This is a genomic window from Verrucomicrobiaceae bacterium, from assembly GCA_016713035.1.
Lineage (GTDB): Bacteria > Verrucomicrobiota > Verrucomicrobiia > Verrucomicrobiales > Verrucomicrobiaceae > Prosthecobacter.
The window spans coordinates 106,483-129,290 of the sequence record JADJPW010000016.1; the positions used below are offsets into that span (position 1 = coordinate 106,483).

A 22,808-nucleotide genomic window follows, 5' to 3' on the forward strand; every position below is an offset into this window, starting at 1 on the left:
CGGCGGAAAGCGTGAGCTACAATCGCGATGTGCGTCCCATCCTCGCGGCGAAGTGTTTTGCCTGCCACGGACCCGATGAGGACAAACGTGAGGCGGATCTGCGTCTCGATGTGCCTGGTGAGCACTTTGACGGCAAAGAAATCATCCACCGCATCACCACCACGGATGCGGACGAGGTGATGCCACCGCGCACCTCGCCCAAGCCGCTCACACGCCAGGAAAAAAGCATCCTGAAGCAATGGATCGACTCTGGGGCCAAGTATGAGCAGCACTGGGCTTTCCGGCCCATCACTCACCCCGTCGCACCGACAGGCATCGACGGCTTGATCCGTGCTGAATTGCAAAAACACGGCCTCCAGCCCGCCCCGCGTGCAGATGCCACCACACTCATCCGCCGCCTCTATCTCGACCTCATTGGCCTACCACCGCCAGCGAGCCTTTCCATCCCAGCGAGGCCCCACGGACGGAGCCTACGCTGCCCTCGTCGATCAGCTCCTCGCCGATCCACGCTTTGGCGAGCGCTGGGGCCGCCATTGGCTCGATATGGCACGCTACGCAGACTCGAATGGCTTCCTCGGCGATGGTCTGCGCCCCAATGCCTATCGCTACCGCGACTGGGTGATCCAGGCCTTCAATGACGACATGCCTTTCGATCAATTCACCATCGCACAGATTGCGGGTGATCTCACATCAGCGCCCGCAGGCACCGGCTTTCATCGCAATGCCGCTCTCAATACCGAAGCCGGCGTGGATAAGGAAGAAGCACGCTACCAAAACCTCGTCGATCGCGTCAATACCACCGCTCGCGTCTGGATGGGCCTCACCGTCGGCTGTGCGCAGTGCCACACGCACAAATATGACCCGATCACCATCCGCGACTACTACAGCTTCTACGCCTTCTTTGATAACACCGAGGACCGCGAGGATGCGAGGACCAAGGCCCCACTGCTTGCAGAGGTCAGCAAAGACCGCCGCCAGACCTATGTGCACATGGCGGGCGACTACACACGGCGCGGGCCCGATGTGGTGCCTGCCACACTCTCCGCGCTGCCTTCACCATCTGGCCCCACTCGGCTCGATCTCGCCAAGTGGCTCGTCTCACCGCAGAATCCACTCACGGCTCGCGTGGCGGTGAATCACCTCTGGAGCAAGCTCTTCGGCTACGGCCTCGTGCGCACGCCGGATGACTTCGGCACCAGTGGCGAGTCTCCCAGCCACCCAGAGCTGCTCGACTGGCTGGCCTCCGACTTCATGCGGCACGGCTGGAGCCGCAAGCATCTCATCAAGCGCATCGTGATGAGCGAAACGTATCGACAGAGCAGCGCAGTGCCCGACTCTCACCTCTTGGCACTCCGCACTGAGCTTGATCCACTGAACAAGCTCCTCTCGCATCAAAACCGCATCCGATTGGATGCCGAAATCCTGCGTGATTCCGCGCTCGCTGTCAGCGGCCTGTTGAAACCTACCATCGGCGGCCCCAGCTTCCGCCCGCCGTTGCCCGAGGACGTTTTCGATGTCGGCCGCTCGTCGAACTGGCAGGCCAGCCCCGGCGATGAAATCTACCGACGCAGCCTCTACATCATCACGCTGCGCAGTGTCTTGTATCCCACGCTCACCACTTTCGATGCACCGGATGCGGCGGATGCCTGTGTGCGCCGCGAGCGCTCCAATACGCCGCTACAAGCCCTCACCATGATGAACGACAGCGTCTTCGTCGAAGCCGCCCAAGCCCTGGCGCTGCGAGCACTGCGTGAGAGCAGCGATGCGCTCCCGCACCTCTTCCGCCTTGTCTTGAACCGTTCCCCGCGCCCCGAGGAGCTACAGCGCCTACAAGCCTTTCACCGCGACCAAAAAGCTCGCGTGCAAAACGGCGGCAGCGCTGCGCTCCGCGTGCTCGGCACACATGAAAAAGGCTTGTCCGCAGGCAGCGCCATCGAGGCCGCCACCCTCGTCGCGACCGCACGCGTGTTGATGAATCTCGATGAGTTCATCAATCGCGAGTGAGGTGCCCCACCGCTCCCGCTTGATCAAAGAGCGGGCAAACATGTCTGCTCCACGGCGTTCTTCTCCTGTCATGAAACGCACCACCCTACTCCGCCTTGTCCTCGCTCTCTGCCTCGTTCCCATGGTCCATGCGGACACGCCACCCCAGGGGCTCCGCGTGCTCACCGCAGGGCATAGTTTTCATGTCTGGATGCCCGGCCTCTTGATCGACGTCACCAAGAAAGCTGGGATCAGCGGCCACCAGCAAGTAGGCCTCTCATCCATCGGTGGTTCACGCGTCTATCAGCATTGGGACGCCGTGGGCGAAAAGCAGAAGATCAAACCCGCGCTCATCGAGTCCAAGGCGGACGTGCTCACCCTCTCGCCCATCTTTCTGCCCGATAACGGCATCGAAAACTTCGTCAAACTGGGCCTCGAGCACAATCCGAACCTCCGCATTACCGTGCAGGAATTTTGGATGACCTTTGAGAACCAGGAACTCTGGGGAAAGCCAAACAAAGGCCTCGTCATCGACCGCGACTCCATGACCGTGGCGCAACTGCATCAAGCCCATGATGCCTACTTCAAGTCCATGGACGACCATGTGCGTGAGCTGAACGCCAAGTATGGCAAAACCGCCGTCTTTGTCGTCCCCGTCGGTCAGGCCGTCATCGCCCTGCGTGATCTCATCATCCAAGGCAAAGCCCCCGGCATCGCCAAGCAGAGCGAACTCTTCACCGACGCCATCGGCCATCCGCGTGATCACATCAAAGCACTTGCCACCTACTGCCACTTTGCCGTGATCTACCGCCGCAGCCCCATCGGCCTCTCCACGCCTGCCGCCATCGCCAAACTACCCGATGGCGACAAGCTCAATCCCATCCTCCAAAAACTCGCCTGGGACGCCGTCACCCAGCATCCCCTCAGCGGCGTGAAGGCCACGCCATGAAGCACGCCCCAGTCTTCTGCGCACTGCTCTTCGCCTCCGCGCTCTCGGCGGCGACCATTCAGGTGCCCAGAGACGCTCAGAGCATCCCAGAGGCACTCCAGAAGGCCAAAATGGGCGATGTCGTGCTCGTCGCGGCAGGGACCTATCGCGGTGACTTGAAGCTCAAAAACGGCGTCACGCTCCAAAGTGCCGGAAATGACAAAAAAGGCCAAATCGGCCTCCTACGAGCTGAAGCGACCATTCTCGAAGGAAGCATCGAAATGGCCGAAAAGGCCATTTTGGATGGCTTTAGCGTCACCCAGGTCGGCAAATACGACGAACAGCTCTGGAAGCACCATTTTGAAACCAAGGGCGAGGAGCAAGACCACCAGTCCATCGGCGCTGCGGGCACTCCAGGCATCGCCGTCGCCACCACATGCCAGGTGCGGCACAACATCGTCCACCACATCGGCTACACCGGCATCGCCATCACCGCAGGATCGCCGCTCATCGTGGGAAACGTCTGCTACCGGAACATGGGCGGCGGTATCGGCTCCATGAGTGGCTCCACCGCCCGCATCGAGAAGAATCTCTGCTTTGAAAACTTCTACGCCGGCATCGGCTGCGACTCCGCCAGCCCACTCATCCAGGAAAACACCTGCCATAGCAACATCCGCGCTGGCATCGGCATCAGCGAGGGCTCATCGCCCCAAGTTCTCAGCAATCGCTGCGATAACAACCGTCGTGCAGGCATCGGCATCCGCACCGGGAGCGACACACGCCCCGTGATCAAAGGCAATGAATGCCGTGGAAATGAAATGGCAGGCATCGGCATCGAAGAAGGCGCACAGCCCGAGATCCTGAACAATCGACTTATCGACAACAAACTCGTCGCCATCGGCATCAGCGGCGGATCACGGGCCATCATCACCCACAATGAACTCCGCCGCGAAGGCGGCATGCCGCCGCTCATCGCCGTGCTGGAGGACTCCCAGGCCAGCATCACACAGAACACGCTCCACGGCGGCGGAGTCGCCGCCATCGTCGTCAAAGGCGCAGCCGACATCTCCCGCAATCACTTCGTCATCCCAGGACCGAAGAAGCACCTCCTCGCCTTCCCAGATGCGCAAGTCACCGAGTCCGAGAACATGCTTCTCACCGACACCGCCTTTCGCTCCACGCTCGATGGCACCGAGCAGCGCTACGTCCAACTCCACCCCATCGGGGACAAAAAACCACGCACCGCCCTCATCGCCCTACACGGCCACGGCTCTGATCGCTGGCAATTCATCCGCGACACCCGCGGCGAGTGCCAGGGCCTGCGTGATGTCGCCGCGAAGCACGGCCTACTTTTCATTTCCCCCGATTACCGCGCCAAAACATCCTGGATGGGCCCCGCTGCGGAGGCCGATGTGCTCCAGATCATCACCCAGCTACGCCAGCAGCAGCAGATCGACCGCATCTTCATCGCTGGCGGCTCCATGGGCGGCACCTCAGCACTCATCTTCACCGTGCTACACCCAGACCTCATCGCGGGCGTGTGTAGCCTCAATGGCACCGCCAACATGATCGAGTATGCCGGTTTCAAAGCCGCCATCGACACCTCCTACGGCAGCGCAGAGCAGCGGCGCATACGCAGCGCCGAGCTGCACGCCCAGCGCCTCTCCACCCTGCCCGTAGCGCTCACTACCGGGGGAAAGGACACCATCGTCCCGCCAGCCAGCACCCTGCGCCTCGCCAAGCAGCTCCCGCGTGTCCTCCATATCCACCGTGACTCCGGTGGGCACTCGACATCGTATGCCGACACCGTGCAGGCCATGGAGTTTCTACTCAAACAGCGTCCTTGACGCCGCCCACCCCGTCTCGCACTATCCCCGCCCCATTTTTCCCCTCTAAAAACTACCCATGGCCCAAGAAACTACCCTCATCCTGCTCAAACCCGATTGCGTCGCCAAAGGCATCAACGGCTCCATCTCAAACGCTTCGAAGACGAAGGCTTCCGCGTCCGTGGCTGCAAGATGATCCGCCTCACCGATGAGCTGCTCAAAGAGCACTACTCCCACATCGCTGACCGCCCCTTCTTCCCCACCGTCGCTGAGTTCATGAAGAGCAAGCCCGTCATCGCCATCGCCCTCGGTGGTGAAAACGTCATCGCCCATGTCCGCGACCTCCTCGGCCCCACCGATTCCCAGGCCGCTCCCAAAGGCACCATCCGTGGTGACTTCGGCACCGATAAGATGACCAACGTCGTCCACGCCTCCGACTCACCAGAAGCCGCCGCTCTCGAAATCGAGCGCTTCTTCCACCATGGAGAAATTTTCAGCTATTGAGCCCAGCCTAGCCTGCGCTACACTCGCGCTCGCTAGCATCCCCACGCCGATGTGGTGAAATGGTAAACACAGCAGACTTAAAATCTGCTGGGGAGCAATCCCCTTGCCGGTTCGAGTCCGGCCATCGGCACCACCTGGGCTTTTCAGCCCAGCTCACCCGCACGCTCCGTCGCACGCCGCACCGCCTGCAGCAGTGCATTGCGCAGACCATGCTTTTCGAGCTGCTCTAGGCCCGCGATCGTCGTCCCACCGGGGCTGGTCACCTCATCCCGCAGTGCAGCCGGGTGTTTCCCCGTCTCCAGCACCATTTTCGCCGCTCCCAGCACTGTCTGCGCCGCCAGCCGCTGCGCCGCCACACGCGGCAGCCCCATCAGCACGCCGCCATCCGCCAGCGCCTCGATCACGGTATAGACATAGGCCGGACCACTACCGCTCAGGCCCGTCACGGCATTGATCAGCTTTTCTGAAACCTCATCCGCCGTGCCCACGGCTCCCAGCAGGCTTTTCGCCATTTCCGCGTCCGCCGCCGTCGCGTGCGTGCCACGACAAAAAGCCGCCGCACCCGCCCCGACCAGCGCGGGCGTGTTCGGCATGCTGCGAATCACCCGCTGGCCGCTTCCCAGCCATTTTTCCAGTTTTTCCACCGAAACGCCCGCTGCGATGCTGAGGTAAAGAGGCCGATTTTTCGCCTTTCCGAGCTCTAGGCACAGTTTTTCCACATCCGCCGGTTTTACCGCCAAAATCACCACCTCGCTCTTTTCGGCCACTTCGGCTGCCAGACCGGCCTCACAGGCACAATTTAGGCCCTTTTTCAGCGAATCGACCGCCTCCGGCACCGCATCGCACAGCGTCACGCTCACCTCCGCTGCTCCCAGCGCCGTCTCCACGCCCCGCAGCAGTGCCCCGCCCATTTTCCCACAGCCGATAAGTCCGATTTTCATGATTCCTGATTTTAGATTTTAGATTCCTGATTCGCCCCCAGCATTCGAGCTTCCTCGCCGCATTTCAAATCAGGAATCAGGATTCTAAAATCAGGAATCCAGTCCCCGCATTTGACGCACCCCGCAGACCATGCAAGATGCCGCGCTTTCCGGCCTAAGTAGCCTAGTTGTTGTGCAACTAGAGCCACCCAGGCTCCCGAAAGCGCCCCACGGGAATCCTGATTCTAGATTCATGATTCCTGATTCATCCCAGCGCATCGCGAACAGGCCCGAATCAGGAATCAGGAATCAAAAATCAAGAATTCCGCCCTAACCCCCCCCGATCTCCGCCCTTCGCTCTCTGCTTCCCCCATGCCCAAAGACACCTCCATCAAACGCATTCTCGTCATCGGTTCCGGCCCCATCGTCATCGGCCAGGGCTGTGAGTTCGACTACTCTGGCGTCCAGGCCTGCAAGGCCCTGCGCGAGGAAGGCTATGAGGTGGTGCTCATCAATTCGAACCCCGCCACGATCATGACCGATCCGGAGTTCGCCTTCCGCACCTACATCGAGCCCATCACGCCCGAGATCGTCGAGAAGATCATCATCAAAGAAAAGCCGGATGTACTCCTGCCCACGCTCGGCGGCCAGACGGCGCTGAACACCGCCATGTCGCTGCACCGGGCCGGGACGCTGGAAAAACACGGCGTGCGCATGATCGGTGCGAAGCCGGAGGCCATCGAGAAGGGCGAGGACCGTCTGCTTTTCAAAAACGCCATGCTCAAAATCGGCCTCGACCTGCCGCAGTCCGGCGTCGCGCATAACATGGACGAAGCACGCAAGATCGCCGATGAGATCGGCACGCTGCCGCTCATCATCCGCCCCGCTTACACGCTCGGTGGCACCGGCGGCGGCATCGCTTACAACCGCGAGGAGTTTGAGACCATCACCGCCAGCGGTCTCGATCTCTCGCCTGTCACGGAAGTGCTCATCGAGGAGAGCTTGCTCGGCTGGAAAGAGTTCGAGATGGAGGTCATCCGCGACAAGGCGGACAACTGCGTCATCATCTGCTCCATCGAGAATCTCGATCCCATGGGCGTGCATACCGGCGACTCCATCACCGTCGCACCGATCCAGACGCTCACGGATCGCGAATACCAAATCATGCGCGACTTCAGCTTCGCGTGCATCCGCGAGATCGGCGTGGAGACCGGCGGGTCGAACATCCAGTTCGCCGTGCATCCCGACACGGGCCGCATGATCGTCATCGAGATGAATCCTCGCGTCAGCCGCAGCTCCGCGCTCGCGTCGAAGGCCACCGGCTTCCCCATCGCGAAGATCGCCGCGAAACTCGCGGTCGGTTACACACTCGATGAGCTGAAAAACGACATCACGCGCCACACGCCCGCCGCGTTTGAGCCGACCATCGACTACGTCGTGACGAAGGTGCCGCGCTTCACCTTTGAAAAATTCCCGGGTGCCAACGAGGTGCTCACCACGCAGATGAAATCCGTCGGCGAGGTCATGGCCATCGGCCGCACCTTCAAGGAGAGCCTGCAGAAGGCCCTGCGCGGCCTGGAGATCAAGCGCTTCGGCCTCATCGGCGACGGCGCGGACAAAGACATCGACGACGAACAACTCGAAACCAAGCTCAGCGTGCCCAACGCCGAGCGCATCTTCTGGCTCGGCGCCGCCTTCGCGAAGGGCTGGGACGTGGAGAAGGTCTTCGCACTGACGAAGATCGACCGGTGGTTCTTGAGGCAGATTGAGGAGATTGTGAAGGAGCAGGCCAAATTGGCTTCCGGTGCCTTGGCCGCTGTTGCGGAGTCTGCAAAGCTTGCTGGCGACGAAATAACAAGCGAGCGGCACAATCCAGCCCATGGCGGAGACATGCAGGAGGCGCTTGTTCAGCTTCGCAAGGCCAAGCGGCTTGGTTTTTCCGACCGCCAACTCGCAATTGCTACTTCTGTGCCTGAGAAGACGATTCGCAACTTGCGCACCTATTTCTCTCAAACCCCCACCTACCGCCTCGTGGACACCTGCGCCGCCGAGTTCGAGGCTTACACGCCTTACTACTACAGCACCTACGGCATCGAGGACGAGGTGCGCGATGGCGACAAGAAAAAGGTCATCATCCTCGGCGGCGGCCCGAACCGCATCGGCCAGGGCATCGAGTTCGACTACTGCTGCGTCCATGCCAGCTTCGCCCTGCGCGAGCTCGGCTTTGAGACCATCATGGTCAATTCCAACCCCGAGACCGTCTCGACCGACTACGACACCAGCGACAAGCTCTACTTTGAGCCCCTCACGCTCGAAGACGTGCTCAACATCTACGACCGCGAAAACCGCAACGACCAGGTGCTCGGCGTCATCGTCCAGTTCGGCGGCCAGACCCCTCTCAATCTCGCCAAAGGCCTCGAAGAAAACGGCGTCCGCATCATCGGCACTTCGCCGAAGAGCATCGAACTCGCCGAAGACCGCAAACTCTTCGCCAAGCTGCTCGACGATCTCGGTTTGAACCAGGCCCCCAGCGGCATCGCCACCAGCCTGGAGGAAGCTTTGGCCGTCACCGCCAAGATCGGCTACCCCAGCCTCGTGCGCCCCAGCTTCGTGCTCGGCGGCCGCGCCATGCAGATCGTCTATAACGACAACGAACTCGCGCACTACATGCGCACGAACCTCGAGCTGGAAGGCGCCAGCCAGGCCGGAGCCTCGCTCATCGCGAACAAGCCCACGCTCTCCGCTGACAAGCCTCTGCTCATCGACCGCTTCCTCGAAGACGCCACCGAGGTCGATGTGGACTGCATCACCGACGGCGAGACCACCGTCATCGGCGCCATCATGGAGCACATCGAAGAGGCCGGCATCCACTCCGGCGACAGCGCCTGTGTCATCCCGCCCTTCAGCCTCACGCCCGCCATGCAGGACCGCATCCGCGACGCCGCCAAAAAGCTCGCCAAGGCCCTCAACGTCCGCGGTTTGATGAACATGCAGCTCGCCGTCAAAGGCGACGACCTCTACGTCATCGAGGTCAACCCGCGTGCCAGCCGCACCGCGCCCTTCGTCAGCAAGGCCATCGGCGTCCCGCTGCCCAAGCTCGCCGCCAAGATCATGGCCGGCAAAACGCTCAAAGAACTCGGCTTCACCCAGGAAGTCATCCCCACGCACTACAGCGTCAAGGAGGCCGTCTTCCCCTTCAGCAAGTTCCCCGGCGTGGACATCATCCTCGGCCCCGAGATGAAAAGCACCGGCGAGGTCATGGGCATCGACCCCGACCTCGGCCTCGCCTTCGCCAAGAGCCAGATGGCCGCCGGCGGCACCCTGCCCACGAAGGGCAACGTCTTCATCAGCGTGAAGGAAGCCGACAAGCAAAACGTCGCCAGCATCGCCAAAGGCTACGCCGACCTCGGCTTCACCCTCTACGCCACCCCCGGCACCGGCCAGGTCATCAGCGACGCCGGCATCCCGGTCAACATCCTCCCCAAACTCGCCAGCGGCCAGCGCCCCAACGTCATCGACCTGATGAAAAACAAAGACATGGCCCTCGTCATCAACACCCCGTCCGGAAAGAACACGCGTGAGGATGAGGTCAAAATCCGCACCGCCACGATGCAGAATCGCATTCCGATCATGACCACGCTGCGTGGTGCTGATGCGGCCCTCAAGGCGATCAAGTCACTGCAAGGCAGCGAGGTGCAGGTGAGGGCTTTGCAGGAGTATCATTCTTAACTATGCAAGGAGCCGCTCAATACAGAGTTTGCTTCAACTTCTCTTCCCAACCATGAGCGACTCTTCCGTGACTCAAGCTATTCCAAGTGCCGCATCACCACCGGCATATGTGAATCCTCCGGTAATTGAACGTGTGGTGACGTTGCATGCTCCGATGACCGCTGAGGTGTTTGAGGCCAATATCGAGAGGTGGAAGCAAAAAGTGACCCCTGAATATCCAGCCGAGGAGCCTCTTATCGAATGGCTGGTTGAGATGGAGGAGAAAGATGGAGTGCCGTTGTTCGACACTTTGGCCCCCAAGCTGAGAATTACTCATCGCTTCTCGAAGAAAACTAAAGCCGAGGGTTTCGATTGGAGCATTCGATGTCCAGTTGGCAAGTTCACGATGAACATGCATTCACATCCAGGGTCGGGGCGACGTTATGGCCATCTCCGGAAGGAATTTGCCAAGTGGCTTCCTCAATGGATGGAACATTTTGGCGTTGAGACGGCGGAGCACCTAAACTTGGGATATATCAATGTTCTACGCCGCGACGTTACACCTCAATTCTTCAACAAAGAGGGTGGGCTGGAACTGGACAAGGTTTTGCGCGTTTTCTCCGAGATTCCGGGCAAACATGAGAGCTTGGAGCCTCCTTACGATTGCCGAGTGACAGTAAACCTCGGCAACGCGCCAGCAAGAAAGCTCTCTATTCGAGTGAAAGATGCCACTACACCTGCGAATGGCGTGGCAATCAAAGTCACCCTGGAAACTTTGGCCCAAGTCAGCAGGGAGGGTGGGGTTTCAGAGGTTCTAGAGTTGCTTGACTGGAGCCACGAGCGTATTATCGAGCGATTCGAGCAGGTTTTCACCGACGAAGCCAAGGCATCTTTCACGCCTGAAGCCCAATGATCCTCACCCCAACCACCGGCCCAACATTACACTCGGCAGAAGCTGTTGCTTCTGACAGTGCTTATGTGAAGAAAGCTTCGGAAGCGGTTGCCGCAGCGAAGCCAGATCAGGGACGACGCCTAAAATATGAATTTGAACGAGAGTTGTTGCCGCTGGAGGGTGGTCAGGTTCTTCTTCATTTGCGAAACCGACTAATGGTGGACGTTGATCCAACAACAATGCGTTGTGGAGTGGCAGAGTGGGGCGTGAGTTTATCTGTCACAGAGGTTGCGGATCTGCCGAATCGTTTGGCCCGCCAGTTTTTGACCCTATTTAGCAAGGCAGATCGGGACGCCTTGGATCAAGCGGAGTCTGACCAATGGCTGCGAATAATAGATCAGGTCGATTATCGTCGCTTCTGCATCGATCGTGCTGCGCCGCAATATGTTGAAGGTGTCGTAGAGACAAAACAGCCGAACTTCGTTCGCGTGCGCTGGTATGATGATTCGGTAGAGAAGATCGATTTTCCGGTGGCCTCTGCCCTTAACGTGCTGAAAAAGGGTGATGAATTTGGAGCCTATGTGAAGCTCGGACTCGGCAACAAGGCGATGTCAATTGAGCGGCTCACCATCCTCTCCGCTGCGTGAGTGCTAAGCCCGACCTGACCATAGATTTTTGGGATGTCGGCCAAGCCGATTGCACGGTTATCACACTTCCTAATGGAAGCCTCATCTTGATTGATGTCGGCAGGAGAGGGAGTCCAGTTGTCGATTGGCTCACCGAGCGAAGACCTCCCGCTCGTGTAGCTGCCATCGTGCTCACTCATAATCATGCGGATCACGCCGGTGCGATGCCATCCGTTGTTGCCAACCATCAGTCCAGCATCGGTGCTGTATGGATGCTTCAAGATCGCCCCATCAACGACCCGACGTTCGCAAAGGTCTTCCGGTCCGTTGACGAAGCTGAGGCCAGAGGATGCTTCTGAGTCCGTCGGCTGGAAGACGGGCAAGAGATTTGGCGTGATGATCAATCCAGGCTTCGTCTCCATGTTCTATTTCCGACCTTCACGTCGAACGTGAAACATATGGGCTATCCGAATCAAACCAGCGGTCTGATCGTTCTGGATCACGGTGACAAAAGGCTTTGTGCGTGGCCCGGTGATCTGCCATTGGCAACCGTTGCAGATCAGCTTCGGGCTAATCACCCAGAAATGCTTCATGGGCCTCACCACGGAGGACCGGAGGATCTCAAAACGAACAAAGCTCGATCACGCCAAGCAGTCAGCGAGCTGTCGCCTCGAATGAGTTTCATCTCCGTTGGGACAACGAACAGCTACTCCCATCCAAAACCTGGCTACCTCGCATTGTTGGCTGCTTCTGGGTGTTGCGTTGTGTGTTCTGAAGTTACAAACGCCTGTGATCGCTGGCACTTCAAGAGTGATGTTCCTGTCTTTGATGGCAGCGCAGCGCTTGGATTGCGATCTTCACGATCAGGATCTCCGTGTCGAGGTGCATGGAGAATGACGGTCAAAGATGGTGCATTGATTCCAGATCGTTTCACCGACGAACACGCAAAACGAGTTACGAATCTCAAGCGTCCCCAGTGTCTAAAAGGAATGGGATGGCGAAGCGGCGAACCATCTCCATGGGTTAAAGATGCATCTGGAGATTGATCCCTATCGTTACGGTCACGAATCCGAACTGACGGGATCAGGCCATCCAGCGGTTCACCGCACGGCAGAAGCTACAGAAAACTACACTCAGTTGGCCTAGCCAGAGACCATTGATCCCGGATTATGCAATTGAGTAAGCGAACGGCGGTGGGCGAGCGTCGATTTGGCGGAAGATAGAGCATTTTAAATTTTAATGTAGAATAGTGTCAAGGTGGTGCTATAGGAAAGCATGGCCACTCTCTCCCTAGATCTTCGTCAACGCATTATCAGCACCTGCGACCGCGGTGAAGGCCCGCAGGAACAGATTGCCCGGCGCTATGGGGTCTCCTATGGCATGGTCAAAAAGCTGCTCCAGCAGCGTCGCAAGACCGGTTGCATCAAGCCTCGACATCACCTTGCCGGACGCAAAAGAAGATCGTGTCCGAACACCGCATCGCCATCCGCAAGCAACTCCAGCGTAAACCTGACATGACCCTGGCCGAGTCGCGCGACGCCCTGGGGCTGGAGTGCACGTTGCCCGCCATCCACTATGTGCTCGTGGATATGGGGCTGACATATAAAAAAAGACGCTCCGCGCCGCTGAACAAGACCGCGAAGACGTCGCCAAAGCGCGGCGGCAGTGGAAGCGCAAGCAAGGCGGGCTAGAGCCCTGGCGTCTGGTGTTCCTCGACGAGAGCGGAGCCAAAACCAACATGACCCGATTGCGAGGTCGTGCACCACGAGGCAAGCGGCTGCATGCCGCAGCGCCCTGCGGCCGCTGGCAGAGCACGACGATGATCTCCTCCATCCGGCTGGATGGCACCACGGCCTGCATGCATCTGCCGGGAGCCGCCGACACGGCAGCCTTCGTGACCTACCTCGCCGAGGTGCTCTGCCCGACATTGCGCAGGGGCGATATCGTGGTCATGGATAACCTCGCCGTGCACAAAAGCCCGCAAGTGGCGGCATTGATTGAAGCGGTGGGAGCTGAAGTAAGGTTCCTGCCAGCCTACTCGCCGGACCTCAATCCGATTGAGAAGATGTGGAGCAAGATCAAAGCCTCCCTGCGCAGCACCGAGGCCCGCACTCCTGAGGAGCTCGACCAGGCCATCAGCCTCGCCTTCTCAAGAATCACAGCCAAAGATGCCGCCGGTTATTTTAACTCTTGCGGTTATAGTATTATTTAAATTGCTCTAGCGTCCATCCAGGGACGTTTTTTGCCAGGCAGTGAGAGCTTGAGCACTCGCTTTCGAGCGTGTTGTCTGACCCAACCGCCTATTGCAAAGTAATAGGATCGCAGCGTCGCCAAGGTGGCTTGATTGTGACTATTGAGTCCAAAACGCCGGAACAGACTCATCAGATTATAGGCTACCATGATGAAGCGGAACGAGGCCTCCGTGGCCCAAAAGTCCTGAAGGCAAAACGCGTCGAGCCCGAAGTCTTGCTTCAGTTCCTTGATCCTGTTCTCGCAGTCGGCCCGGCTGTTGTAGATGTTCCAGACCTGATCGAGCGGCAGGTCGAGATTGGTCACATGCAGGCTAAAGCGGTAATCGGGCAGGTCGTCGAAGAGCAGCTTGCCTCCGGCCTGTGGGCGTCGGCTGATCTGCTTGCGCACCACAATGTGCCGACGCGCCTTGGCCTTCGGATCGGCGGGCTGATGCCGCCACTCTTTGACCGCGATGCCGGGGCAGATTTCCACCCAGTCCTTCATGCCGTGGACCTCGTTCTTGATGTTGGAGTAGGCCCGCGCGGCGATGATGTAGTTGAGGCTGCGCTCTTCCAACGCGCTCAGGATTTCGTCAGTATAAAAACCGCTGTCGCCACGCACAAGGCCCACCTTCACTCCCGCGAGCGCCTCATCGAAAGTCTCACGCATGAACTCGACGCAATTGGAGCACGCTGCCGTATTGCCCGGGCGCAGCCACGCATTGGCCACCATCCGTGTCTGACTGATGAAGGCCATGAGCGGATGGTGCGAGTTGCGCCCTTTGCGGTTGGGGTTGTAGCCCTTGGCAGCGCCTTCCTGGCTGCCATCGCGCGTGATGACCGTGCTGTCGAAGTCCACCGTCACTGTTCCCACGTTGATTTGCGCAAAGAGCCACTTCTGTAATGCTGGGAACACCACCGTGTTGCGCGCATGAGAGAACTTGCCGAAGAACCGGCTGTAGGTGCTTTGGCTTGGCAGGCTCTCATAGCCAAAAATGGCTGCAAGCGTTTGATCCTGGCGCAACCAATCGCAGTGGATGTAGCGGCTAGCCCCGTCCAGATGCCAAGCCAAAAGCTTTCGATGATCTGCACCGAATCATACGCTCGATTCGACCCGCCTTGAGGCAGATCCCAAGGTGGCCAGATGTTCGCGGATACCAGTCTGATCCACAAAACGCTTCATCAACGCCATGCCGCCAAAGGGCGTCACAGGCTTGTCGGAGTATTCAATCGGTAGATTCACCATCACGGTGATTCTGCCACACGCGTCAATCCCTCGTAGTAACACCCCTTCGCTTCACTCCAGCTACTCTATTGCATTATCCAGGATAAATCCATCGGCTAGGCCCTCTCATCCTATGCGAAGGCCTTGCTGATTTCGGCGTGTGCAGCCGCCACTGAAGGATCGCGCTCCATCATGGCCGCATACCGAGCGGCAAACTTACCGCTTTCATTCAGGCCGGTGAGCAGGACGCGTGCTTCATTGACCAAGGCATCGGCACGCTCTGTTGTAATGTCGGCCTTCTCCTCCATCGCCTCGTCGATCATCACGACCAGCTGTGACAGCTCCCGAAGCCACGCGAAGCGGGCATCGCCCGTGAGCAGCTGCAGGAAGTGATTGGGGCCCTGAACCACGTTGCCCTCCTTCTCATATGACGCACGCTCGGCGATCATGAGGATCTTGTGAAGGCTGAGGAGCTGATTGCGAAGGGTGGGCAGGGGATGGTCGTCCATGGTGGGAGACTGTCGTCCTTCGATGCACTTCGCAAGCGAGCTTGCCGAGCCCGATCTGGATGAGGAGATCGAGTTCAGCTTCCTCGTGGCCAAGGCTCTGGGCTGCACCGGCGTGACCACCGAGCGCAATGCCATCCTCGCTGCGCGTGTGGCACCCTTTGCGGACAAACACAAGATCTGGGTCGGCCTCCACAACCACACGAACAACCTGCCGGACATAGACAAGTTCGACTTCATCCTGGATCTCGGCCAATACATCGGCTTCAACCTCGACATCGGCCACTACGTCGCCGGCACCAAGGGCAAATCACCGATCCCCGTGCTGGAGAAGTATCACGACCGCATCACCAACCTGCACCTCAAAGACCGCACCGCCGAGGTCGAGCTCGAATACAAGATCCCCGAAGGCTCCACCGCCGTCGCCGAGGTGAAGAAGTGCGTGTAGTATTACCAAGAGGCGCTGGCGTGAGAGGTGCACGTGTAGAAGGGAGCGCGGAGACTTTTCTCCGCTTCATTCAAATGGCGGCGAAGCCGCGAAGATAGATGCGGACAGGAGAGCCGGAGTGCAACGGAGACAGCCAGCCGCAAGGCTGCCCGAAGGGCGAGCAAAGCGAGGCAATCCGCGCTCCGCTCCACTCATCTATTAATCCGGTAAATAGATAGCACGCATTATGAGGATGTGGTAATGGTGCGTCCGCATGAAAGAAGACGGACGCAAACTAAGCAAGGAACAACAGGTGGAAGCACGTCGCCGGGCGATGCTGCTGGCCAAAAAAGGCTGGAGGAACATGACATTGCCGAGGCGGTGGGGTGCATCCCCGCACTGTCCAGCAGTGGAAGCGGCACCAGCGCCAACACGGCACCGCAGCCCTGCTGTGCGACGAGCGCGGCAGGAAACATGGGGATAAACGGCTCATGAGCGCCGAGCAGGAGAAGGAAGTGCGCAGGCTCATCACCGACAGGTTGCCCGAGCAGTTGAAGCTGCCCTTTGCACTATGGACCCGCAAAGCTGTCGCCCAACTGCTGGACAAGCGCTTCGGGTTCAAGCTGCCCGTGCGCACCATGGGGCTGTATTTGAAGCGCTGGGGGTTCACACCCCAGAAGCCATTGAAGAAGGCCTACGAGCAGCGACCCAAGGAAGTCCAGGCGTGGCTGGAGCAGAAGTATCCGCAGATCGCAGGCTCAGGCCAAGGCGGAAGGGGCCGAGATCTATTGGGGTGACCAGACCGGGGTCAACAACCAGCCCAATGCCGTGAGAGGCTACGCACCACGCGGAGAGACGCCCGAGATCAAGCAGATGTCCAAGCGCTTTGGTAGCTCGATGATGAGCGCGGTGAGCAACCGGGGGAGTTCGCGGTGGATGGTTTACAAAGGGGCACTGGACGCGCGGCTTCTCATCCGCTTTTGGAGCGGATGGTTCGCTCGATGCAGGGGCGCAAAGTGTATCTCATCCTCGACAACCTGCGGGTGCATCACAGCAAGCCGGTGAAGGAGTGGCTGGAGCAGCATCAGGAGCAGATCGCGGTGCATCACCTGCCCAGCTACAGTCCAGAGCTCAATCCCGACGAGAGGCTCAACCGTGCGCTGAAAAGCAAACTGGGAGTGCTACCCGCCGCCCGGAGTGAGCGGGAGCTGCAAAAGCAGATCATCGGCCAGATGCGCTCATGCCAGAGGCTGCCAGAACAAGTCCGTGCCTTCTTTAAATCTGCCTCAACCCAATATGCAGCTTGATGTGCTATCTTAGTGCCGGATTAATAGCTTCGCTCCCAAAGAATTGTTAGCCTGGCTTATTTTATGGGGCGTTGGCTTTGCAGATCGGATGAATACAGCCCGTTGCCGTCGGCTAAACTGATGGTAAAAGACGGTGCGACCACCATGCGCAGCCAGAAGCAGACCAACCGCTCCCCACGCCCCTTCAAGAATCAACAGACCTCCGGCCACTGGTCCGGTGGTGCAGGTGGCGGATTCATTCCGCCCCCCAAGTTCCCCCAGCCGGTGAAGAAGAAGGATACGCAGCCGGGGGAAAAGCCGTCATCGAGTTCGGAATGAACGCGGCCTGGTGGTCACAGATGGGTCTCAAGGCGATTGACGAGCTTCTGAGGCACTTGGGAAGCGATTGGAAAGCCGAAGGGGGGCTAGCGGTTTATGTGAACCCGCGTCCAGCTTGATCACAAATGGGGTGAAGGCTTCGTGTTGATGCCCATAGTCAGGCGCTTGCACCCTGACACTGATTCTTCCCTCCCATTTCCCCTGCCCCCTTCTCCTGAGGCCGTTTCCCCGGCTGTTGGCGTGGCTAGAGCGCCTGCCCATCTCCCGCCGCAGCCTTGGCTGGTGCGCATCCCGGAAATCTTCGAAGGCATCGCGGAGGACATTTTGCGGCGCTTCGGTGCGCAGGGCTGCACGCGGCTGGGACAGGACTTCTATTCGATCAAGACGGCCACGCCGGGGCTCATCCATGATTCGGAGGTGGCGAAATTTGCGCGTTGGAATCTGCCGCTGGAGCATTCCTGGCCCTGCAACCCGCAGAAGATGGACGGCTTCATCGAAAAGGCCGCGCAGACGCTACTGAAGAAATTCGGCGCTCGTCAGCCGCAGGGTCTTTTCATCGGCCTGCTGCATCCCACGTCGCCTGATAAGTATTACAAAGGGCTCGCGTCGAACCTGCGCGGGCGGGTGCTACAGGTCTTTCCGAAATTACCCACTAGCACCGTCGAGGAGCAGCAGCCGGAGCGCGAGACGCTGTTTTGCCTCGTCGGCAAAGAGGGCTTGTTTTGCGGCATGCAGTCGCCACGAGCCTGCAACGGCCTGTATCCCGGCGGCAGCAAGTACATCGATCAGGACGCGCCGGATGTGATCAGCCGCGCCGGAGCCAAGATCGCCGAGGCGCTGCACTACCTGCTGCTGCACCGTCCACCGCTCCCCGCTGGCAGCCATTGGATCGAGCTCGGTGCCTGTCCGGGCGGCATGACCTCCGAATTGCTCGCGCGTGACCAACGCGTGACCGCCATCGACCGCGCACCGCTGGACCGGCGTCTCGATGGCCGTCCCGGTCTGCGATTCTTCCTCGCGGACGTGGGGGAGTTCGAGCCGAGGCCTGGCACGTCGTATGATGCGATGCTCAACGACATGAACGGGCCGCCGGAGGAGTCCATGGCGCATGTGATCCGTCTTTCGCGCTACTTGAAGCCGGGTGGGCTGGTGGTCTTCACGCTGAAGGTGCCGCGCATCGAGGAAGTGGCAGGTCCCTGCGCCTTGTTTCGCGAAATCGTCGCCATGGCCCGTTCAGCGGGCCTGCGGTTGTTTGCGCAGACCCACCTCACCTACAACCGGCACGAATTCACCCTGTTCCTGGAAAAGGCCGCAGTGTGAGCCATTTTCCCAAACCTCGAAACATCGAACCTAGCTACTCATTGAGGCCCGCTCCAGGGCAGGCAGGCCATGCGCGGCACGGGCTTTTTGGCACTTCTCATCGCCGGGCTGGAGCTCACGGCAGGGATGCGGGCGCTGCTCGTAGATGCGGCAGAAGGATTCCTCACCCACCGCGCCATTGAAATGCACGCAGCGTACTGGCTGGCTCACCGTCCCGGCGAAAGCCACCCGCCACGGAGTGATCTGCACCAGTGTGGCCTCGTCGATCCCGCGCAGTTCCGCCTCCTGCCAGTAAAACGAGACACTGAAGTGGCAGCAACAGGCACCGCAGGTGATGCAGGCTTTCGGATCGTAGGTCATGGCGGCTTCAAAGGATCACAAACAGGTGTTTTTACGCTGGAACCGGATCGGGTGCCCGATGCACACCGGGCGGCACGACCACCTCTGGATGCCGCGTGACAATACGCCAGAGGTTTCCGAGGCCAAAAGAGTCGTCGCGAGCTCCTTCACTGACCGCTGGGTTCAAATATGCTTCGCTTCGTGAGGTTTTGTGATTTTTAACCGCTAATTCGACGCTGACCCGACGCTAATCCCAAACCAAAAATCAGCGTTAAATGAGCGTCATATAAGCGGTTTAGATTCCCCATCTTCATCTCATGAATTCACAAATCATGATGAAGCGAAGTATAAGCACCTTGATCTGGGGATGAGCGAGCTTTTCACCCTCACGAATACGCGCTCACGCGGCCGCAGCAAAATATGTAGCTGTGATCTTGGCTACTTATTGTAGCTGAAGGTTTTCACCCACGCTTATTCGGTCGAACAACAGGACTAATAACACGTTCAAATTCCGACTCTTCGAGCCAAACACTGGTGCCCGATGCATCTGTTCTTGTCTTTACAACATACCGGCCACCTTCCTTGAGCCGTACAGTCACCCAATCCTCTGCGTAGGACTGCTTGGCCAAATTCCGCAACTCCGAGAAATAGACAACATGACCACGCAGGAGCAGTCGATGGGTTCCAGCCTCAATACGAAAGGAATCTTTCAGGCTGCTAACCCCGAGACCAGCCATGTTATAGTTCTTGTTATCAATGGCTAGAACCATGCCACAGTTTCTCTTTTCAGAGTCCTTCATTGGGGCCTGAAAAATGGTTGCCGTGGGGCCTTTGTACGAGCTTGGCAGATGATTTAAGTTGCCGCAAGACGACAAGAAACAGGCTGCGATAGAAAGTGAAATGACGCGAATGAATTGGGACATGCGAATCGGATAAAGGAGACCGGGGAATGAATCTATCAACTCACCACCTGCCTTCGCGGGTCAAGGGCTGCTGAGGTGCTACAATGTTGATGACGCTTTATATCAGAATCATTTTGCCATTCATTATTCTGCCAACACAGCAGGCGACCGAAGGTCTCACGCCAAGGCGCAAAGATTCAGCCAAATCTCTGACCTTGGCGACTTTACCTGAGACTTCAAAAAGGCTCTCGGTGGGCGCTTACTCGATCCGTGAGGCTATTCACGGACTTCTGAGTTCAGGCTTCCTTTTGTTCCGCGTGTTCCGTAGGCGGTCATCTGTGGCCGTCGGGCGTCCGGGAAGGCCGGGCTGGAAGAAGATGCGCGAGCGAAGGTGACTGGAGAGCGGGGAAGATGGCTCCTGAGTGCCCATGGCAAGGTGGGTGAGTTGTCAGCTTGTTGCAGGCTGATGTTGTAGCGATTGTGGTACCCGATGTCGATGAAGGTGGCGGCTTACATGACGGTGGACGCTGGTGTGGCAGGTCGTTTGCTCATGGCACCGTCGGCACGATCATCCTAGCAAACTAACAATGCCCCAGGGAGTAATGCTGGAACCCTTGATTTTCAATACTTCATTTCGCCTGACATCATCCACCTCACCCCTGTTCGCCAAGATGAGATTGCTTCGTTTGTCAATTTTACTCAATTTATCCGTTTTTCTTTGGAAGGTGAATTCACTGTGTAAACATCACTCAAATGCCAACGCCACCAGACCAACTTCAATTCCAAGAATGGACTGTCGTCACTTTTGACATGTGTTCCTCGTCCAATGTAATCGAGGATCTGACCCTTACAGGCAACCTCGGACGTTTCTGCACTATACTGAATAGAATGAAAGACTTTATACGTGCATGCTCGAAACAATATCAAATCACGCCATATAAGTTTGTGGGCGATGGTTGGATACTTCTATTCCCCTCGGCTTTTGAAGGCGGCAAGGTATTAGAATTCCTCACAAAGCTATCGAGCCACTTCAGTAAGCTCTGCGACACACACCTGATTCCAGTCCTTGAACAGAAGCCTTCGCCTTGGGGGCTAACTTTTGGTGTTGATAGCGGACAGTTAGGGCGAACCATCATGATTGGTCGTCACGAGTATTTTGGAAGACCTCTAAACATCGCCTGTCGTCTTCAAGGAGCTATCAAAGACCGTGACAGAGACCCTGCGTTTAAGGTTCTTACTTCACGGACATTTTATGTGCGGCATCAGGAATCACTTCTCAAATACAAGCCAAATCAAGTTCAACGTTCACTCAGGAACGTCAGAGGCGGCAGCACATTCAGATGTGTGAAGTTTGAACTACAACGCTAGATTTCCATTCCCACGCCGCCTCCAAACATCCTCGGGTGAGCGGAGTATGTGCGGAGGTCGGGGAAGAGGCGCCAGCAGCGTTCACACTTGGGATTGGTGCAGACTTCGACGGTGGCGGCGAGGGCTTTGAGCATGCCAGTTCGAGCGGACAGAAGGTTTATGCCGCCATCAGGTCATCGGCCCGCTGGATCATGGACTCGAAGAGGGCTTTGAGCCGCTGCTTCTGAGCCAGCAGGGGACGCCGGGGATTGAGCGTGCGTTCCAGCGCGAGGCCCGTTTCTGGCTCGGTGAGGCGAAGGAGTCGGGAGCCGTCTTTGAGCTTGAGAAGAGCGATCTGGACGTTTTCAGCGTGCATGGAGGCAAATGACGTTAGCGCACATGTTGGATGTCCACGATTCGTAATTCATCCACAGCACCATCCAGCCAGTAGGTGATGAGAAAGGGAGAAAGCGCCCGAACACTGAGCCAACGACCTGAAAGATCCTTCTCACGAAAATCAGCAGGATCGGAGCTGTGGTTACGCAGAAATTCAAGCTGAGCCATGATCCTTCTTCTCCTGGTGGCGGGTGCCGCCAAAACGAAGCGCATCGCATCCTCATCCAGCACGATCTGGAGCTTTGCTGCCATGACTAAAGTCCTTGGGATTCCAAACGTTGATGGATGTCGGTCAACTGCTCCAGGGTGAATTTTCGCCCTGCGTCCATCCGGTTCATTCTCTTCTCCAAAAGAACTGGCCTTTCCGCATCATGCTCGTTGGCGAGATGCAGGAGGTACGCAGAGGCAAAGAAGCGATCTTCATCGCTCATGGCATCGATCTGATGGCGAACTTGGGTCGTTGTCATGTCACAATGATGCTGGGCGCATTGCAAATTGGCAACGCTAAATTGGCGTTTAGTCTAAGAGTCTATCCGGCAAAAGGTTCGACAGGTTGTAACGAGGTGAGGCGTCTGGCCATGATGCCGATGAAGGCGAGGTAAACAAAGGCTTCGTGATGGCGCGGGTTCTTCTCGTGATCCCGTGTGAGTCGGCGTTGCTTCACCAGCCAGCCAAAGCTGCGCTCGATGACCCAGCGGCGCGGCAGCACCACGAAGCCCTTCTGGTCTTCGAGCTTCTTGATGATCCCCAAGGCAAAACTCGCTCCGTGACCGAAGAGTTGTCCCATGCTCTGCACGAAGGTCTCCAGCTTCCCGGCATAGCCACCATCGGCAAAGATCATCAGCAGGCTCAGGAAGCCATGGCAAAACATGCACAACAGCAGCTTTGCGCCGTCACGATCTTGCACGTCGGCGGGCGTGACCACCACGCCCAGCAGCAGGCCGTTGGTGTCGGTGAGCGCGTGGCGCTTGCGTCCCTTGATCTTCTTGCCCGCGTCGTAACCGCAGCTCACAGCCGGTAGCTGCCCGCCTTTGACGCTTTGGCTGTCGATGACAGCGGCGCTGGGCATGGCGTTTTTTTAGCATCAGGCGTGTCTGGGTGCG

General features: G+C 58.3%; 25 protein-coding genes, 1 tRNA gene and 2 pseudogenes. 19 read left to right on the forward strand and 9 right to left on the reverse strand.

The features are described from left to right. The first annotated feature begins 11 nt into the window (after positions 1–11). The 6 genes and pseudogenes from IPK32_25905 to IPK32_25930 all read left to right on the forward strand — a co-directional run bounded on the left by IPK32_25905 (position 12) and on the right by IPK32_25930 (position 5,374). Positions 12–638: a DUF1549 domain-containing protein gene (locus IPK32_25905; protein MBK8095313.1), complete on the forward strand. Its 627-nt coding sequence runs from the start codon at positions 12–14 to the stop codon at positions 636–638. Beyond that, the gene (locus IPK32_25910) at positions 544–2,004 is read left to right on the forward strand and encodes a DUF1553 domain-containing protein (protein MBK8095314.1); all 1,461 of its coding nucleotides are present in this window, start codon (positions 544–546) and stop codon (positions 2,002–2,004) included. Before IPK32_25905 ends, IPK32_25910 begins: the two co-directional genes overlap by 95 nt. A gap of 70 nt (positions 2,005–2,074) precedes the next feature. Beyond that, positions 2,075–2,932 (forward strand): hypothetical protein, encoded by an 858-nt coding sequence (locus IPK32_25915; GenBank protein MBK8095315.1) that lies wholly within the window; start codon positions 2,075–2,077, stop codon positions 2,930–2,932. Next, positions 2,929–4,758 (forward strand): right-handed parallel beta-helix repeat-containing protein, encoded by a 1,830-nt coding sequence (locus tag IPK32_25920; GenBank protein MBK8095316.1) that lies wholly within the window; start codon positions 2,929–2,931, stop codon positions 4,756–4,758. The genes IPK32_25915 and IPK32_25920 overlap by 4 nt, the downstream gene beginning before the upstream one ends. 58 nt (positions 4,759–4,816) lie before the next feature. Next, a pseudogene (gene ndk / locus IPK32_25925) lies at positions 4,817–5,241 on the forward strand (nucleoside-diphosphate kinase). Between the two features lie 45 nt (positions 5,242–5,286). Further along, positions 5,287–5,374, forward strand: a tRNA-Leu gene (locus IPK32_25930). Positions 5,375–5,384: 10 nt separating this feature from the next. Here IPK32_25930 and proC read toward each other — a convergent pair. Next, on the reverse strand, positions 5,385–6,182 hold the full coding sequence (gene proC / locus IPK32_25935) for a pyrroline-5-carboxylate reductase (GenBank protein MBK8095317.1): 798 nt from the start codon (positions 6,180–6,182) through the stop codon (positions 5,385–5,387). 351 nt (positions 6,183–6,533) lie between these two features. Between proC and carB the strand changes: the two genes are divergently transcribed. From carB to IPK32_25970, 7 genes and pseudogenes are all read left to right on the forward strand, one after another. Further along, complete coding sequence (gene carB, locus IPK32_25940; GenBank protein ID MBK8095318.1) at positions 6,534–9,890, forward strand: carbamoyl-phosphate synthase large subunit; 3,357 nt, start codon at positions 6,534–6,536, stop codon at positions 9,888–9,890. 52 nt (positions 9,891–9,942) lie between these two features. Continuing rightward, entirely contained in the window at positions 9,943–10,782 is an 840-nt protein-coding gene (locus tag IPK32_25945; GenBank protein ID MBK8095319.1) for a hypothetical protein, read from the forward strand. After that, positions 10,779–11,408, forward strand: coding sequence for a hypothetical protein (locus IPK32_25950; GenBank protein ID MBK8095320.1), 630 nt, complete (start codon positions 10,779–10,781; stop codon positions 11,406–11,408). Before IPK32_25945 ends, IPK32_25950 begins: the two co-directional genes overlap by 4 nt. After that, positions 11,405–11,746 (forward strand): MBL fold metallo-hydrolase, encoded by a 342-nt coding sequence (locus IPK32_25955; protein ID MBK8095321.1) that lies wholly within the window; start codon positions 11,405–11,407, stop codon positions 11,744–11,746. The genes IPK32_25950 and IPK32_25955 overlap by 4 nt, the downstream gene beginning before the upstream one ends. A gap of 916 nt (positions 11,747–12,662) precedes the next feature. Beyond that, positions 12,663–12,905, forward strand: a complete 243-nt coding sequence (locus IPK32_25960; GenBank protein MBK8095322.1) for a helix-turn-helix domain-containing protein — start codon at positions 12,663–12,665, stop codon at positions 12,903–12,905. Continuing rightward, positions 12,851–13,078: a hypothetical protein gene (locus IPK32_25965; protein MBK8095323.1), complete on the forward strand. Its 228-nt coding sequence runs from the start codon at positions 12,851–12,853 to the stop codon at positions 13,076–13,078. The genes IPK32_25960 and IPK32_25965 overlap by 55 nt, the downstream gene beginning before the upstream one ends. After that, a pseudogene (locus tag IPK32_25970) lies at positions 13,006–13,599 on the forward strand (IS630 family transposase). Before IPK32_25965 ends, IPK32_25970 begins: the two are co-directional and overlap by 73 nt. Here IPK32_25970 and IPK32_25975 read toward each other — a convergent pair. Together IPK32_25975 and IPK32_25980 are read right to left on the reverse strand one after the other, a co-directional pair. Then, positions 13,596–14,690 carry an IS1380 family transposase gene (locus IPK32_25975; protein ID MBK8095324.1) on the reverse strand — a complete coding sequence of 365 codons (1,095 nt, stop codon included), beginning with the start codon at positions 14,688–14,690 and terminating at the stop codon, positions 13,596–13,598. The pseudogene IPK32_25970 and the gene IPK32_25975 sit on opposite strands and share 4 nt — an antisense overlap. 284 nt (positions 14,691–14,974) lie before the next feature. Beyond that, positions 14,975–15,352, reverse strand: coding sequence for a hypothetical protein (locus IPK32_25980; protein ID MBK8095325.1), 378 nt, complete (start codon positions 15,350–15,352; stop codon positions 14,975–14,977). A 22-nt stretch (positions 15,353–15,374) separates the two neighbouring features. On the opposite strand from IPK32_25980, the gene IPK32_25985 reads away from it, so the two are divergent. The 6 genes from IPK32_25985 to IPK32_26010 all read left to right on the forward strand — a co-directional run bounded on the left by IPK32_25985 (position 15,375) and on the right by IPK32_26010 (position 18,721). Further along, complete coding sequence (locus IPK32_25985; GenBank protein MBK8095326.1) at positions 15,375–15,797, forward strand: sugar phosphate isomerase/epimerase; 423 nt, start codon at positions 15,375–15,377, stop codon at positions 15,795–15,797. Positions 15,798–16,162: 365 nt separating this feature from the next. After that, positions 16,163–16,573, forward strand: coding sequence for a winged helix-turn-helix domain-containing protein (locus tag IPK32_25990; GenBank protein MBK8095327.1), 411 nt, complete (start codon positions 16,163–16,165; stop codon positions 16,571–16,573). Further along, on the forward strand, positions 16,518–16,841 hold the full coding sequence (locus IPK32_25995; GenBank protein ID MBK8095328.1) for a transposase: 324 nt from the start codon (positions 16,518–16,520) through the stop codon (positions 16,839–16,841). The genes IPK32_25990 and IPK32_25995 overlap by 56 nt, the downstream gene beginning before the upstream one ends. Continuing rightward, complete coding sequence (locus tag IPK32_26000; GenBank protein MBK8095329.1) at positions 16,778–17,083, forward strand: transposase; 306 nt, start codon at positions 16,778–16,780, stop codon at positions 17,081–17,083. The genes IPK32_25995 and IPK32_26000 overlap by 64 nt, the downstream gene beginning before the upstream one ends. 120 nt (positions 17,084–17,203) lie before the next feature. Then, positions 17,204–17,401 carry a hypothetical protein gene (locus IPK32_26005; GenBank protein MBK8095330.1) on the forward strand — a complete coding sequence of 66 codons (198 nt, stop codon included), beginning with the start codon at positions 17,204–17,206 and terminating at the stop codon, positions 17,399–17,401. A 240-nt stretch (positions 17,402–17,641) separates the two neighbouring features. Then, on the forward strand, positions 17,642–18,721 hold the full coding sequence (locus IPK32_26010) for a hypothetical protein (protein ID MBK8095331.1): 1,080 nt from the start codon (positions 17,642–17,644) through the stop codon (positions 18,719–18,721). A 30-nt stretch (positions 18,722–18,751) separates the two neighbouring features. Here the strand turns inward: IPK32_26010 and IPK32_26015 are convergent, their stop codons facing one another. The 6 genes from IPK32_26015 to IPK32_26040 form a co-directional block, all read right to left on the reverse strand. Beyond that, entirely contained in the window at positions 18,752–19,081 is a 330-nt protein-coding gene (locus IPK32_26015) for a YkgJ family cysteine cluster protein (GenBank protein MBK8095332.1), read from the reverse strand. A 440-nt stretch (positions 19,082–19,521) separates the two neighbouring features. Further along, positions 19,522–19,983, reverse strand: a complete 462-nt coding sequence (locus tag IPK32_26020) for a hypothetical protein (protein MBK8095333.1) — start codon at positions 19,981–19,983, stop codon at positions 19,522–19,524. Positions 19,984–21,487: 1,504 nt separating this feature from the next. Beyond that, complete coding sequence (locus IPK32_26025) at positions 21,488–21,685, reverse strand: hypothetical protein (protein MBK8095334.1); 198 nt, start codon at positions 21,683–21,685, stop codon at positions 21,488–21,490. A gap of 14 nt (positions 21,686–21,699) precedes the next feature. Continuing rightward, the gene (locus tag IPK32_26030) at positions 21,700–21,957 is read right to left on the reverse strand and encodes a hypothetical protein (GenBank protein ID MBK8095335.1); all 258 of its coding nucleotides are present in this window, start codon (positions 21,955–21,957) and stop codon (positions 21,700–21,702) included. Between the two features lie 2 nt (positions 21,958–21,959). Continuing rightward, positions 21,960–22,172: a hypothetical protein gene (locus IPK32_26035; protein MBK8095336.1), complete on the reverse strand. Its 213-nt coding sequence runs from the start codon at positions 22,170–22,172 to the stop codon at positions 21,960–21,962. Positions 22,173–22,234: 62 nt separating this feature from the next. Then, a complete protein-coding gene (locus IPK32_26040) occupies positions 22,235–22,774 on the reverse strand; it encodes a transposase (protein MBK8095337.1) in 540 nt (179 codons plus the stop codon). Positions 22,775–22,808: the final 34 nt, after the last annotated feature.